Consider the following 13856-nt stretch of genomic DNA (forward strand, 5'->3'; position numbering starts at 1 on the left):
TAGGTTTCCACCGGTAACCCGCTGCAGAACTGCGGCCAATGTATGTCGGGTAGTACCAGAAGGAGCGCCCGTCTCGAAGCCATATAAACGTATATCTGTATAAACAGCCGCGAAGCGAACCGGGATCTACTGCCTTCAATTAGTGGCCCTGGGCTTCATATGGAATATGGACCTGCGGCGGCCCTGGAGGCTGGCTTCCTCCCTGGCCTCCCGTTTGCGGAGGGTGCTGCGGCCCCGAAGGATTCTGGGAGTTGCCTGGGGGAAAGAAAGATCCAGGCGGCGAAAATTGCGGAAATCCAGATGGCGGGAATCTTTCCTGAAAGGTACTGCAGGGTTCTTTTTTTAAATACTGGCCATAGTACCATGGGTGCTGCGGGTTATATCCGTTCATGGGCATCACACTCCTAATATTAGCTTTAAATATAACTATGAAGATTGTTTTATATAGATGCATGCCCAAACACCCATTTGGATAAATAAAGCCAGTATGAAATTCACACCGCTGATAACATGTTTTACAGTATCTCTGGAAATCATATACTGCTATTAGGACAGGCTGCAGAATTCCATTAATTTTTTTTTATTTTCGGGACAAAAACTGTTATAGTGGTAAATATGATTCATGAAAAAATGAATCAGGCAGAACATACACAATCAAACACACTGCCTAACAGCATACTGATACGACATTTTACAATAAATGAGGGTTTCCTATGTGGGAATTAATGCTTGAAATAGACTATAATACCCTTCGCAGCGCAATGTGGGCAGGCTATATGCTAACATTCCTGCTCCCTTTTGCGGCTGTATATATCATCAATAAAAAGGATTCCGTTTCTTTTAAAAAGTACGATTATCTTCTTCGCACACAGCAGTGGAAGCAGGCAAATCTTGTTTCTTTCCAGTTTAACAGGCTGGGCCTGCAGCGCTTTTTCACTTATGTCAGAAGAAAAGAATCTCCTGATGATTCAGATGGACCAAGCTTTCCTTCTCTCTTGAAATGAATGTAAAACAATTTGAGGAGGAAAGAAATTGAAAAAAATAGTACTTGCTTTAACTGCATTAACTTTATTATTTGCTTTATCAGGGTGCCAGGCAACTTCTGGGGGCACAGGAGTTTTTCATAATCTGCTTGTTAATCCGATGACTAAAATGCTTGAATTCAACGCCAGTCTTTTTCATGGAAATTTCGGAATCAGCATTATCATGATGACGTTTATCATCAGGCTGGTATTAATGCCGCTGACAATGAAACAATATAAAACGCAAAATCAGATGAAGGGGAAAATGGCCCTTTTAAAGCCTGAAATGGATGCCATCCAAAAGAAAATCAAAGAAACAAAAGATCCCGCGAAACAAAAGGAGCTTCAGCAGGAAATGATGGGGCTTTATCAAAAACACGGCGTCAATCCGCTGAACATGGGCTGTTTGCCGATTTTAATTCAAATGCCGATACTTATGGGCTTCTATTATGCAATTAAGGGGTCACATGAGATAGCGACACATAACTTCCTTTGGTACAATCTTGGGCAGGCCAGCCATATCATGGCAATCATTGCCGGCATCATCTACTACCTGCAATTCCGTGTTTCCCTGCAGCAGATGCCAGTTGAACAGCAAAATACCATGAAATTTATGGGCCTTCTTTCGCCAGTAATGATATTGTTTGTTTCATTTACTGCACCAGCGGCATTGCCGTTATACTGGTCAGTAGGAGGACTATTCCTGATTATCCAGACCATGGTCTTGAAGCGCATCTACAAGAAGGATGAATTGCCGCAGTCTGGCAAACAAACTTCTTTAGACAAAAACTAATAAAAAACTCACAAAAAGGTCCGGCTTGCCAGCCGGACCTTTTTCTTACCGCTTATACGATGATTGTTTCATGGTTCCTTGCAAAAACTCCTTCACATACGCGAAATCTGTGTAAAACAACAAAAGCAGATCACCTGGCACCGATATCTCCCAAGCTTTCTTGAATGCCTCAAGCTCTTTCGGGACAATGAGAGTCTGATGTTCTTCCATACTGCATTCCAGTGCCGTTTCCTTTAGGATTGACGCAACTTCAAAAGGCTTTCTTCCTCTCAGGTCATCATCTTCTTTAATAATAAAAATATCCGAATGATCCGCTGTGATTTTCGCCATCTTTTTCAAATCTTCATCTTTCCTGTCTCCTGGCCCCGCAATTACTGATATGACACGCTTTTTATCAAATACGGCAATCGTATCAAAAATGGCTTTTAACCCTGCGGTATTATGGGCATAATCCACAAGAACTTTCCTGCCTCTGATTTCCTGATAATTAAATCTCCCTTGAGATAAAACAGAATCAGGAATAAATGATTTAGCCTTTTTTCTTAATTCATGCAGGGAAATCCCCTGTGAATGAGCTGCTGCAAGCGCCTGCAGAACATTGGAAATATTGTGCTTGGCTGAACCATTAATTGTTATTGGTATATCCCGGCAATCCAGGAACATGATTAATTCGTTGCCATCATGATAAACCACCCAGGAGTCATGATTTAAGAACCAGGCTTTTTTTCCGTTTTTAATGGCATTTTGGATATATCGGCAATGCTCATTAATTGAAGTATAAATGACTTCTCCTTTTGAGTATGGAGCCATTTTTGCAACCTGCTCATCATCAGCATTTAATATACAATAGCCTTCTTCATGGACAACTTCAGGAATAAGCCTTTTAAGCTTAACGAGCTGTTCAAAAGTATCTATTGCATCGCTCCCTAAATGGTCTTCTGCCACATTGGTCACAATCCCTACTTCACAATTCCTAAAAGCCAGCCCTTCACGAAGTATGCCTCCTCTTGCTGTTTCAAGAACTGCAAAATCGGCCATGGGATGATTAAGCACCTGTCTTGCACTGATAGGTCCGCTGCAATCTCCTTGATGAAGGCACTGCTGACCGATAAAGACCCCATCAGAATTGGCCATTCCAACTGCTATCCCTTCTTTGGAAAGAAAGTGATGAACGAGGCGGGCGGTAGTCGTTTTTCCGTTTGTTCCCGTTATTGAGATGATAGGGATTGCAGCTTCCCTTCTGTCTGGAAACAGATAGTCCACAATTGTTTTGCCAACGTCCCTCATTTCCCCTTCAGAAGGATATAGATGCATCCGTATTCCAGGTGCTGCATTTATTTCAATAATTGCCATTTCATTTATGTTCACAGGTTTAGAGATATCCTTGCAAATTAAATCTATTCCTGCTATGTCAAGGCCGATAGCTTTCGCTGCAGATATAGCCATTTTAGCTATTGAAGGGTGCACCTGCTCTGTAACGTCACTCGCTCTCCCCCCTGTAGAAAGATTGGCATTTCCTGCAACTGCAATGATCTTGCCCTTTTCCGGTATACTTTCCAGGGTCAAATCGAATTTCTCAAGAAAACAGGAAACCGAATGATTAAGCGGGATTTTTGACATGGGTTTTTCATGTCCATCTCCTCTAAGCGGGTTCAGGTTTTCTTCCTCAATTAAATTGCGGATGGAGTCTTTTCCATTGCCGATAATAAATGGAGCCGTACGCATACTGGCAGCAGCAAGCTTATCATCAACAACCAGCAGACGATAATCATTGCCTTCAAAATATCGTTCTAAAATATAGGTATCTTCATGCTTACCCAGGCAGTTCACCACATTAAAAAGTTCATCCTTATTCTTTATATTTGTAATGACTCCCTGTCCCTGTCTTCCGTTTAGAGGCTTGATGACCAAAGGAAAACCAAGTCTGTCTGCAGTATGAAATATTTCACTCATAGAAGCGACAACTTCCCCCTGCGGAACTGGAATCCCGCATGCCTGCAGGGTTTCTTTTGTCAGCTGCTTATTGCAGGAAGTTTCCACTGCTATATTTGAGGTTTGGCTGCTAATGGTGGCTTGCAAGAATTTCTGCCTGGAGCCTGTTCCCAATCTAAGCATACTTTCCGTGCCGACTCTCTGGACGGGTATTTTGGCAGCAAGTGCCGCTTCGTAAATTGCCTCTGTACTTGGCCCAAGCTTATTTTTATAAAAAAGGGCTGCTGTTTTTTCTATAAAGTCATTAACCGGAATATTTTTTTCATCCGCAAGTATGCTTTTAATGATTTCAACGGCTGCCTCAAAGGCAAATAATCCTGATTTCTCTTCCTTGTAGCTATAAGTAATATAGTAAATGCCAGGCTGGTTCCCTGTCAGTGTTTTGCCTCTTTTAACATCAATGCCTGCTGAAACCTGTATTTCTATAGCTATGTGTTCGAGAATATGCCCCATCCAGGTGCCGCTTGCAAGCCTCTCTGCAAATCCTCCTTCGTATCCAGGAGAGCAAGTGTGCTTCTTCAGGCCCGGGAGCAGCTTCAGCAGAGTTTCTGTAAAACCAGGGATAGAGTCAGAAGGCCGGTATTCCAGTTCTTCAATATCACATTCGATGAAAATTGAAGGTGAATAGGTAAAATAATTGGGCCCCTTCAAGTATTTCACACAGTTGATCTTCATTCTTTTATCCCCTTTTGGTGTATTAGCTTTCTTTTTATCAAATCGAATTGAAATCCCTTTGTTAACGCAGTAACTTGAAATTGAGAAACGGTCAGTTCTTCGCTGCCGTTTTCAGAGATATTGACGTCTATAAAATCACTGTTAATTCCATCCATCACCAGTACCTGGTGCTGGCCGAATACTTCAAATTTTTCATTATCAATTAAAATGGCTGTGTTTTCATCTATGCCGATCCCTATGGTATCTTTATTTTGGGCAATTGCACTTAATAAACGGTCAAATCTCCCTCTTTGAGAAAAATGCTGATCAATGAGAATGGTATCCAGGAAACCGAACCCTTCCCCAAGCTTTACCTTCAATTTATTGTCTGTTAACTTCATATCCGCAGAGAGGATCATTTGTTTTGCCATAATGCTTGCCCCTGCTGATGTTCCGGCAAGAACCATGCCCCTTCTCCAGTTGTCTGTAAGAGATTGATGGAGGTTTGTTCCTCCAATCAAGTCTGTTAAACGGCCTTGGTCGCCCCCGGAAATAAAAACGGCAGACAAAGACGAAATTAGATCGGCGACCCTTTTATCCTCTGCTTGTTCCCTTGATTCCACGTGAATAACTTCTATTTTTTCGGCTCCTAATTTCTTAAAGGTCTTAATGTATTCTTCACTAACCTCTGCTGGAATTTTGCTTGCTGTTGGCAGGATGCCTACTTTGCCATCTTTTCCACCGGCTAATTCAATGAATTTTGTTAAAATTTCTGCGTCAGAACATTTTTCTTCGGCCCCGCCGATAATTAGTAATTCTCCAACATTCATTTTTGATTGCTCACCTTTGCTTTTGGAATTGTTAGAAATCCTGGATTGCCTTTTCAGCAAAAGACACAAGATTAAAAATGCATACTTTGTAGTATGCAAAAATTGTCAGGCTTTCATTCATATAAAATTATTTTTGCATCAGCAAATGTCATTTCCCCAATTTCCGGGGTACTTGTGGCGCTGATTAATCTGTGTGTCCGAAAGATTATGAAGTGCGCTGAAAACCAGCTGGTTAATAATAAAGGCGCTTTTCTTAAAGATTTTAATTTCTCAATGAGTTCTCTGAGGCAATCCCTTGTTAAATTTGAGAGGAAATCAGCCGTCTTTTCCCTAGCAGTAAAGTTTACGAAAGCAGCCTTAATAAAAGAAGGTTTAGACTTTTTCTTTTAGAGGAAAAGTAACACTATGTCACTAAAGAGGAGTGGTAAAATGGAACAGCAGGAATTAAAGGAGAAAATCTTAAAAATTCTTGAAGAAAATAAAGTCGGAGTACTATCTTCTGTACAAAATGACCGTCCCCATGCGAGATATATGACGTTTTTTAATGACGGCACTACTCTTTATACCGCTACAAACGGTGAAACAGAAAAAGTGGATGAAATTGAAAGCAACCCATATGTGCATGTTTTGCTTGGATATGATGGAGAAGGTTTCGGGGATTCATATGTTGAAGTCAACGGTACATCCCAGGTAAAGGATTCTCCTGAATTGAAAAAGCAAATGTGGAATGACCATCTTAAACCATGGTTCGATGGTCCGGAAGATCCAAATTATGTAATACTTGAAATTATTCCAGACAGCATTCTGCTTATGAACAGCAAAGGCGAAGGCCCAAAAAAACTTGAATTATAACAGCCAGGATAATTTTAAGGAGGAATGTTTTATGGAAGAAAATAAGATAAAAGATAATGATTCAGTAGAACAGGATAAGAAAAAAGAAAGCGGGCAGGATATCGATCCTCAGAGAGATACTGATAAACCAAAGCATTAATAGTAAAAACAAAAGCGGCACCCTGAAAAGGGCCGCTTTTGCTATGGAGTTAAGCAAGCGGGGAATGCAAATAATGATACAGCAGCCCTGCAGTATGGATTAATGCTTTAGTATGTGTTCTTTCAAATGCGTGGGAGGCATCTATGCCAGGACCTATAAGGCCATGGACAACATCATGGCCCGCTCTAATGGCAGCTGAGGCATCTGATCCATAATAAGGATAAATATCCACTCTGTAATCCACTTCATTCGCTTTTGCAAGTGAAACTAAATGCTGCCTCAATCTATAATTGTAAGGACCAGACGAATCCTTGGCACAGATTGAAACGCTGTACTCATCGGTGGTTTGCCCTTCTCCGATTGCCCCCATGTCTACCGCAAGATATTCTATTGTCTCAGCAGGGATATTCGAGTTTCCTCCATAGCCGATTTCTTCATTATTAGAAATTAAGAAATGTGTGGTATACGGCAATGCGGCTCCTTCTTTATTAATTACATCTATTAAATGCATCAGGATGCCGACACTGGCTTTATCATCTAAGTGCCTGGATTTCAAAAAGCCATGATCTGTTTCTTCAACACGGGGATCAAAGGAAACAAAATCTCCTACAGATATCCCAAGTTTCTCTGTTTCATCCTTGGTTTTGACATTTGCATCAATCCGGACTTCAATGGTCTTATCATCCCTTTTTGCATCTCCAGCATTTTTATAAACATGAACCGATGTCTGATCAATCAGGATAGTCCCAGTGAAAATCCTTCCGTCTGCTGTATGGATGCTGCAGTACTCTCCTTCCACTGAATTCCAGCGGAAACCGCCGATCATAGTCAGCCTTAAACGGCCATTTCCTTTAATTTCTTTAACCATGGCACCCAGCGTATCTACGTGGGCTGTTAAAAGTCTGTGCTTGCTGTCATCTTGCCCTTTAATGCTCGCAAGCAAGGCACCCTTATTCGTAATCTGTGCGGAGATGCCTTTTTTTTGCATGAATGAAGCAACATGTGCAATAGCAGCTTCCGTATACCCGGATGGACTTGGAATTTCAACTAATTCTTTTATATATGAAACAATATCTTTTTCATTAATTAGCCCGGTCAGCTTAATCTCCCCCTAATACTTTGAATATTTCTATTATATATCTCTTTTTCATTTTTTAAAAAGATAAATATCATGCTTCCTTCCTATTTAAGGAAAGAATCATAAGGCTCAGCGAAAATAATAACTGAGATGCTTTTGAACCTAAAAGAGCTCCATCCTCAACCTGAGGATGGAGCTCTTTTCACTGTCTGCTAAAAAAGATAAACCATAAAAGGAAGAGCAATCATGATAGCGGAAGGTATTGCATAAAGCAAGCCGTTTTCCATATTCGCTCTGCTGCTCCAACGATGCTTCCATTTAGTGTATATAGGGTTTCGCTTTTGATACCATTCTCCATAGCTCATGGTTTTCACTCCTTTATTAGGATTATTTCTAATTAGCTGATTCTTGCATGCTTATTAACCAGTTCTTTCATCATTTCCAAAAAGGAAATTCTCTTTTCATCTGGATAGGCCACGATATCATCCAGGATTTCATGTTCATAGGGGGAAAGAGTTCTTCCAAGGCCTTCGGTAAACATCCTCTCAAGCTCTCTCTTTGTCTCATTCGGATTAATGATTTCCATTAAAATCTACTCCTTCAAGGAACGTTTATCTATATATATCCGTTTTTAACCAAAATGAAACGTTTACATTTAAATAGAAGTCCTTCCTTGCCGGCTAAACTGCTTGCTAAAAGAAAAGAATTCTTTACAAGAAAAAAGACGGCCAGGGTTGGAAACCTGCCGCCTCTTTGTTAAATTATTTTTCCGGTGATTCAGAAGTTACAGATACATCATACCAGTCATCCACTTCGCCGCCGAGCATTTTAACTCCTTTAACACGCTTGTTAAAGCCAGCCAAAGTATAACGGAACAATGTTGGAATTACTGGAGCTTCTTCATCAATAAGCTCCTGCCATTTGTTATAAACTTCTTTTCGGTAGCTTTCGTCAAATGCTTTTGGCGAGATGCCCTCTTTTAAAAGCTTATCGTTTTCATCATTAACCCAGCGGGTGTAGTTAAATGGCGCTTCTTTTGCCCAGATGCCGGATGGATCTGGATCCGATCCGGTACCCCATGCTGCTTGGTAGATGTCCACTTTTGGATCATCCTTTTTCAGCTTATCATAGAAAGAGTTGAATTCATGAAGACGGCCGTCAAGAAGCTCAACATTTAGGCCAACATCCTTCCAGGACTGGATATAAAATTTTGCCAATGGCTCAGAAATGTCGCTTCCGCTCATAGTTGCAAAATTCAGCTTGAATTCCTTGCCATTCGGATCCTCACGGAAGCCGTCCTTGTTTGTATCTTTGTAGCCTGCTTCATCAAGAAGCTTTTTCGCTTTATCCTTGTTATATGTGAAGCCTTTTACATCCTTATCATAATATTTCGGGAAGGAAGGAGGCACAACCGTTGTTGCAGGGAACCGGAGCCCTTTATACAATTTTTCTCCAACCGTCTTATTATCAAGTGCAAAGCCCATTGCCTGGCGAAGGCGCTTGTCCTTGAATTTATTATTAGGATCCATCACATTGACGCCTTTTTTCGCATCATAATGGCCCATTTTGAATCCAATGTAAGAATAAGCCAAATCTACCGTTCCTAGGATTTCAACATTTTTAAGTTTTTTAGCTTGATCATACTGTTCAACTGGAAGCTGGCCTACAGCATCAAGGTCGCCTTTTTGAAGAGATGCAGTGGCGATCTGCGGATTTACAACCTTAAGGACAACGCCCTTCATTTTCGGCTTGCCTTTCCAGTAATCATTGTTTGCCTCAAATGTTACAGACTCTCCCTGCACGATGCTTTTAATTTTATATGGCCCAAACCCAATCGGCTTTTTGCGGATCTGATCAGAAGAAACAATTTTATCAACAGGAATTCCTGCTAAGTATTTTTTCGGCAGCGGAGCTGTCCATAAACCTGTCAGCACGGAAGGATTAGCCTGCGTAAAAGTAATGGAAATGGTATGAGGATCGGTAATTTTGATCCCTGAGATTTTCTTGGCTTTTCCTGCATGATAAGCTGCCATTCCTTCAACCATGCTCATTTGGGTATCATAGCGGGCTCCGGCATACTTAGGGCTGCCGATTACTTCATAAGCGTATTCAAGATCTTCAGCTGTTACAGGATCTCCATTATGCCATTTTACATTATCCCTGATTTTTAATGTAATCGTTTTGTTATCATTCGATAGCTTATAGGTTGCTGCGCCTGACTGATCATATATAAAGTTATCGTCAGCGCCTAGAAGGCTCTCGTCAAAGAATTTCATAACTTCCCAGTCTGGCTGACCTTCGTAAAATGCTCTGTTTAGGATTCCTTCAAAAGGTGTGTCGGAAACTAGACCATAATTTAAAACACCATCGCTGACATCTGCTTTATTATTGGATGATTTAGTCTTAAATGCTGAAGTATCAACTTTTGCAGTATTATTCTCTTTTCCGTTTGACTTCGTTGAACCGCCGTCTGATGAGCATGCGGACAGCAGAAGTGCAGATACTGCCATGGCGCTTAATACTTTACTATAAGTTTTTAATTTCATTGTGGTTCACTCCCCTTTAATTAACCTCTTCTTTGTCTTGCATCAGCAGAGCGTTTAAGCGCTTCGCCAATAAAATTTATACTCAGCATTAGCACTAAAATAATGCCTGATGCAGGTACCCAGATCCACCATTTATTTTCCAGAACATCCGGATTTGTTGCATATGCCACCAGTGTTCCAAGGCTCGGCGTGCTTTCCGGAAGGCCGAAGCCCAGGAAAGTCAGGCCGGATTCAATGCCTATATTGCCAGCTAAATTAAGTGTAAAGTTCACGATAATAAGAGAACTGACGTTAGGCAGAATTTGGAAAAGGATGATTTTCCAGTTCGGCGTGCCAAGTGTCTGGGAGGCATGAACATAATCCAATTCCCTTTCTGCCAGTACCTTCGAACGGATCAGCCTTGCTTTTCCTGTCCAGTAAAAAGCAGAAATAATTAAGATAAACGCAAAAATACTGAATTTTGGGATGATCGTTACGATTACGATAACGAGCATTAAAAACGGAAGGATGATAATAAAATCAATGACCCTCATAATGATTCCGTCAATAATTCCGCCAAAATATCCTGCAATCAATCCTACAGCAAGACCAACAATAGCTGTTATGGTCGTAATGCAAAGGCTGATTGTAAAGGAATTCCTTGTACCTATAATAAGCTGTCCAAAGATATCCCTGCCGCCATAATCTGTGCCAAGCAAATGCTCAGCAGACGGAGGCATATAAATGGACAGGAAATCCACTTTGACTATTTTATTAACATCCATAACAATAGAAGTGCCATATACAGCAATCAGGATGAGGCCTAGAATGATTATGGAGGCTATAGCAAGCTTGTCTCTTTTTAATTCCCTGAGTATGACCCTGAAGCCTGAGGGACTTTTTTCTTTAACAATTACAGGTTTTGCTGATTCAACTTTCATCTCCATGTATATTCACCTTCTTCCTATTCAATGCGTATTCGCGGATCAACCGCACTTAATATAATGTCTGAAAGAAGAGTGCCAAGCAGTGTGGCAAAGCTTGTCATGATTACCAGCGCATTAACTACACTAAAGTCACGAAGCAGAACCGACTTAACAAATAACTGCCCGATTCCAGGATAGCCAAAGATAGATTCTACGAAAATGGAGCCGACAACTATACCAGTAATCTCGTATCCCATAAAAGCAGCAATAGGAAGCAGCGAGTTTCTTAAAATATGGCGGTTGTACACTTTCGAATTAGGAATCCCTTTTGAACGTGCAGTTCTTACAAAGTCCTTAATCTTCGTGTCAATAATCTCATTTCTTAAATATTGTACAGTGGTCACTGTAGCAATGAGTGCACCGCTTAGCGTCGGCAAAATCAGATGATACACTTTGCTCATAAAGTAGCCAAAGGTTCCAGGTACAGCCTGGGGATCCACCGTTCCGCCAGTCGGAAACCATTCTAGTTTAAACCCAAACACAAACAATACGATTAATGCGAAAATGAATATGGGTGTTGCATAGCCTATATAGTTATAACCGGTAATCAGCTTATCAATCCATGAATCATTGTATCTTCCGCTCAAGATTCCAAGCGGGATGGCTATCAGGTATGTAAGTATAAGTGTAGCGATGCCGAGATAGATTGTATTCCATATCCGGTCGCCTATGACATCAAGCACAGGGGTTTTATGCGTATAGGATACTCCCCAGTCGCCATGTGAAATATTTTTGATCCAATGAACATACTGAACTGGTACAGGATCATCAAGTCCCATTTGCTTTCGGATTTCTTCTATTCTCTTGGCATCTGCCTTCGGATCCATTTGCTTTCCTGTCAGGGCATCTCCCGGCATAGCTTTAGCCATTAGGAATATAATAATGCTCAAAATAAACAGCTGAGGAATCATGATCAATAATCGTCTTAAAATAAACTTCCACATGTCTTCTTCGCCCCCTATGGTAATGCCACTCTATGTGTGCTGGAAATAGATTTTAAGTCATAGGCCCTGCCATTATCATCAAAATAGGAGGAATATGAGCGTTTAAATTCTTCATTAACCTTTTGCCTCATAAGTGCTCTTTTCTCGCGTACCTCCGGCTGTATTTCAGGAATAGCCGCAATCAGCCGCTGAGTGTATATATGCTGCGGGTTTTCATAAATTTCCTGGCTGGTTCCTTCTTCTACCAGACGGCCGCGGTACATGACTCCCATCCTGTCACACGTATGCCTGATTACTCCCAGGTCATGGCCGACAAAAAGATACGTTAAGTTAAATTCTTTCTGAAGATCCTGAAGGAAATTCAGCACCTGCGCCTGTACAGATACATCCAGCGCAGAAACAGGCTCATCTGCAATAATAAGCTTTGGCTTCAGGGTTAAAGACCGGGCAATCCCAATCCTCTGTCTTTGCCCGCCGGAAAATTCATGAGGATATTTATAGATGGATTCAGGGTTAAGCCCTACTTTGTCCAGGAAATTCTGGACAACCTTTTTTTCTTCGCCTGGCGACATTCTCTCAAAATTACGAAGAGGTTCAGCGATGATATCCAGAACTCTTTTTTTAGGGTTCAAAGAAGAGTAAGGATCCTGGAAGATCATTTGTATGTCTTTTCGGAAAGGCTTTATTTCCCTTCGGTTCAGTTTTGCCAAATCCTTGCCGTCAAACAAAATTTGGCCCGAAGTCACTTTTTCGAGCTTCACAATCGCCTTGCCTGTTGTAGATTTACCGCTTCCGGATTCACCGACCAATCCGTATGTCTCCCCTTGCTGAAGTTCAAAAGAAACACCATCAACGGCTCTTACATAGTCAACAACTCTCCTGAAAAAGCCTCCTTTTATCGGAAAGTGAACTTTTAAGTCATTTACTTTGAGTAAAGTCATGTGTTATCTCTTCTCCTTCTTCACCCTGAAAATGAAAATGTTTATAGCAGGTGCAGCGTACCCAGTGATCTTTATCCACCTCGTGCAGCTGAGGAGATTCTTCATGAGCATAATCAGGAATCCATGAAATTCTTTCTTTAAACCGGCAGCCTTTCCGGTCCATATTTGCCAGTGAAGGAACAATTCCTTCAATCACATGCAACCGGTCTTTATTCAGTGTGGCTGAAGGAATCGAATTCAAAAGCGATCGTGTATATGGGTGAAGAGGGTTATTGAAGATCTCCTTCACTGAACCCGTTTCAACCACCTGGCCGGCATACATGACGACAATCCTGTCTGCTACTTCAGCAACAACGCTTAAATCATGTGTGATTAGAATGATTCCCATCTGTGTTTTCTGCTGGATGGACTTTAGCAAATCCAGGATTTGAGCCTGAATTGTTACATCAAGGGCCGTTGTTGGCTCATCCGCAATAACCAAAGCCGGGCTGCATGCAATAGCTATAGAAATCATCGCACGCTGCCTCATCCCGCCGGAAAGCTCATGAGGAAACTGTTTATACGTACGCTCTGGATAGGGAATGCCCACTTGTGCCAGCAGCTCAAGAGTTCTCTCTTTCTTCTGCTCTTTCGTAAGATCGGTATGAAAATCCAGGTTCTCCTCTATCTGCTTGCCGATTGTCATCAGCGGATTAAGAGCTGTAAGCGGCTCCTGGAAGATCATCCCGAGATCCTTCCCCCTGATTTTATTCATTTGCGATTCACTCAATGGAACAATATTGGTTTCTTTATATTTAATAGCCCCATCAAATTTGGTGCGTTTTTGATTATGAAGCTTCATTATGGATAGCGCCAATGCACTTTTTCCGCAGCCTGACTCGCCTACAACAGCCACAATTTCATTTTCATAAACTGTAAATGAAACACCGTCTACAGCAGCGTGATAATCATCACCAATTTGAAATGATGTTGTTAGGTTTTCTAGCTGAAGAATTGGTTTACCCATTGAAGTCCCCCCTAACTTTTACTTTTTTAATAAAATAATAAATTTTCTGATAATTATTCTGAGTGTAAACAATTTTTAATAAATATTCAATAGC

General features: G+C 41.2%; 15 protein-coding genes. 4 read left to right on the forward strand and 11 right to left on the reverse strand.

Going from position 1 to position 13856, the window contains the following annotated elements:
* Positions 1–139 precede the first annotated feature (139 nt).
* Positions 140–391, reverse strand: a complete 252-nt coding sequence (locus BIV59_RS23905) for a hypothetical protein (protein ID WP_071349971.1) — start codon at positions 389–391, stop codon at positions 140–142.
* A 322-nt stretch (positions 392–713) separates the two neighbouring features.
* Here BIV59_RS23905 and BIV59_RS03045 point away from each other — a divergent pair, with 322 nt between their 5' ends.
* Both BIV59_RS03045 and yidC read left to right on the forward strand, forming a co-directional pair.
* Positions 714–1004, forward strand: a complete 291-nt coding sequence (locus BIV59_RS03045) for a hypothetical protein (RefSeq protein WP_071349972.1) — start codon at positions 714–716, stop codon at positions 1002–1004.
* A 28-nt stretch (positions 1005–1032) separates the two neighbouring features.
* Positions 1033–1815: a membrane protein insertase YidC gene (gene yidC / locus BIV59_RS03050; RefSeq protein ID WP_071349973.1), complete on the forward strand. Its 783-nt coding sequence runs from the start codon at positions 1033–1035 to the stop codon at positions 1813–1815.
* 45 nt (positions 1816–1860) lie between these two features.
* Here the strand turns inward: yidC and cphA are convergent, their stop codons facing one another.
* The gene (gene cphA / locus BIV59_RS03055) at positions 1861–4482 is read right to left on the reverse strand and encodes a cyanophycin synthetase (protein ID WP_071349974.1); all 2622 of its coding nucleotides are present in this window, start codon (positions 4480–4482) and stop codon (positions 1861–1863) included.
* Positions 4479–5291, reverse strand: coding sequence for a cyanophycinase (locus tag BIV59_RS03060; RefSeq protein WP_071349975.1), 813 nt, complete (start codon positions 5289–5291; stop codon positions 4479–4481). Before BIV59_RS03060 ends, cphA begins: the two co-directional genes overlap by 4 nt.
* A 429-nt stretch (positions 5292–5720) precedes the next feature.
* Here BIV59_RS03060 and BIV59_RS03070 point away from each other — a divergent pair, with 429 nt between their 5' ends.
* Both BIV59_RS03070 and BIV59_RS03075 read left to right on the forward strand, forming a co-directional pair.
* Positions 5721–6143: a pyridoxamine 5'-phosphate oxidase family protein gene (locus tag BIV59_RS03070; protein ID WP_071349977.1), complete on the forward strand. Its 423-nt coding sequence runs from the start codon at positions 5721–5723 to the stop codon at positions 6141–6143.
* Positions 6144–6174: 31 nt separating this feature from the next.
* Positions 6175–6282 (forward strand): 3-methyladenine DNA glycosylase, encoded by a 108-nt coding sequence (locus tag BIV59_RS03075; RefSeq protein ID WP_071349978.1) that lies wholly within the window; start codon positions 6175–6177, stop codon positions 6280–6282.
* A gap of 49 nt (positions 6283–6331) precedes the next feature.
* Here the strand turns inward: BIV59_RS03075 and BIV59_RS03080 are convergent, their stop codons facing one another.
* The 8 genes from BIV59_RS03080 to BIV59_RS03110 all read right to left on the reverse strand — a co-directional run bounded on the left by BIV59_RS03080 (position 6332) and on the right by BIV59_RS03110 (position 13762).
* On the reverse strand, positions 6332–7381 hold the full coding sequence (locus BIV59_RS03080) for a M42 family metallopeptidase (protein ID WP_071349979.1): 1050 nt from the start codon (positions 7379–7381) through the stop codon (positions 6332–6334).
* A gap of 191 nt (positions 7382–7572) precedes the next feature.
* On the reverse strand, positions 7573–7725 hold the full coding sequence (locus tag BIV59_RS23480) for a hypothetical protein (protein WP_170846072.1): 153 nt from the start codon (positions 7723–7725) through the stop codon (positions 7573–7575).
* Positions 7726–7757: 32 nt separating this feature from the next.
* On the reverse strand, positions 7758–7946 hold the full coding sequence (locus tag BIV59_RS03085; protein WP_071349980.1) for a hypothetical protein: 189 nt from the start codon (positions 7944–7946) through the stop codon (positions 7758–7760).
* Between the two features lie 175 nt (positions 7947–8121).
* On the reverse strand, positions 8122–9906 hold the full coding sequence (opp4A, locus tag BIV59_RS03090; protein ID WP_071349981.1) for an oligopeptide ABC transporter substrate-binding protein: 1785 nt from the start codon (positions 9904–9906) through the stop codon (positions 8122–8124).
* A 20-nt stretch (positions 9907–9926) separates the two neighbouring features.
* The gene (locus BIV59_RS03095) at positions 9927–10826 is read right to left on the reverse strand and encodes an ABC transporter permease (protein WP_071349990.1); all 900 of its coding nucleotides are present in this window, start codon (positions 10824–10826) and stop codon (positions 9927–9929) included.
* A 23-nt stretch (positions 10827–10849) separates the two neighbouring features.
* Positions 10850–11815, reverse strand: coding sequence for an oligopeptide ABC transporter permease (opp4B, locus tag BIV59_RS03100; protein ID WP_071349982.1), 966 nt, complete (start codon positions 11813–11815; stop codon positions 10850–10852).
* A gap of 14 nt (positions 11816–11829) precedes the next feature.
* Positions 11830–12756 carry an ABC transporter ATP-binding protein gene (locus tag BIV59_RS03105; RefSeq protein ID WP_071349983.1) on the reverse strand — a complete coding sequence of 309 codons (927 nt, stop codon included), beginning with the start codon at positions 12754–12756 and terminating at the stop codon, positions 11830–11832.
* Positions 12734–13762, reverse strand: a complete 1029-nt coding sequence (locus BIV59_RS03110; RefSeq protein WP_071349984.1) for an ABC transporter ATP-binding protein — start codon at positions 13760–13762, stop codon at positions 12734–12736. The genes BIV59_RS03105 and BIV59_RS03110 overlap by 23 nt, the downstream gene beginning before the upstream one ends.
* Positions 13763–13856 lie beyond the last annotated feature (94 nt).

It is taken from the genome of Bacillus sp. MUM 13 (assembly GCF_001866725.1).
GTDB lineage: Bacteria > Bacillota > Bacilli > Bacillales > DSM-1321 > Peribacillus.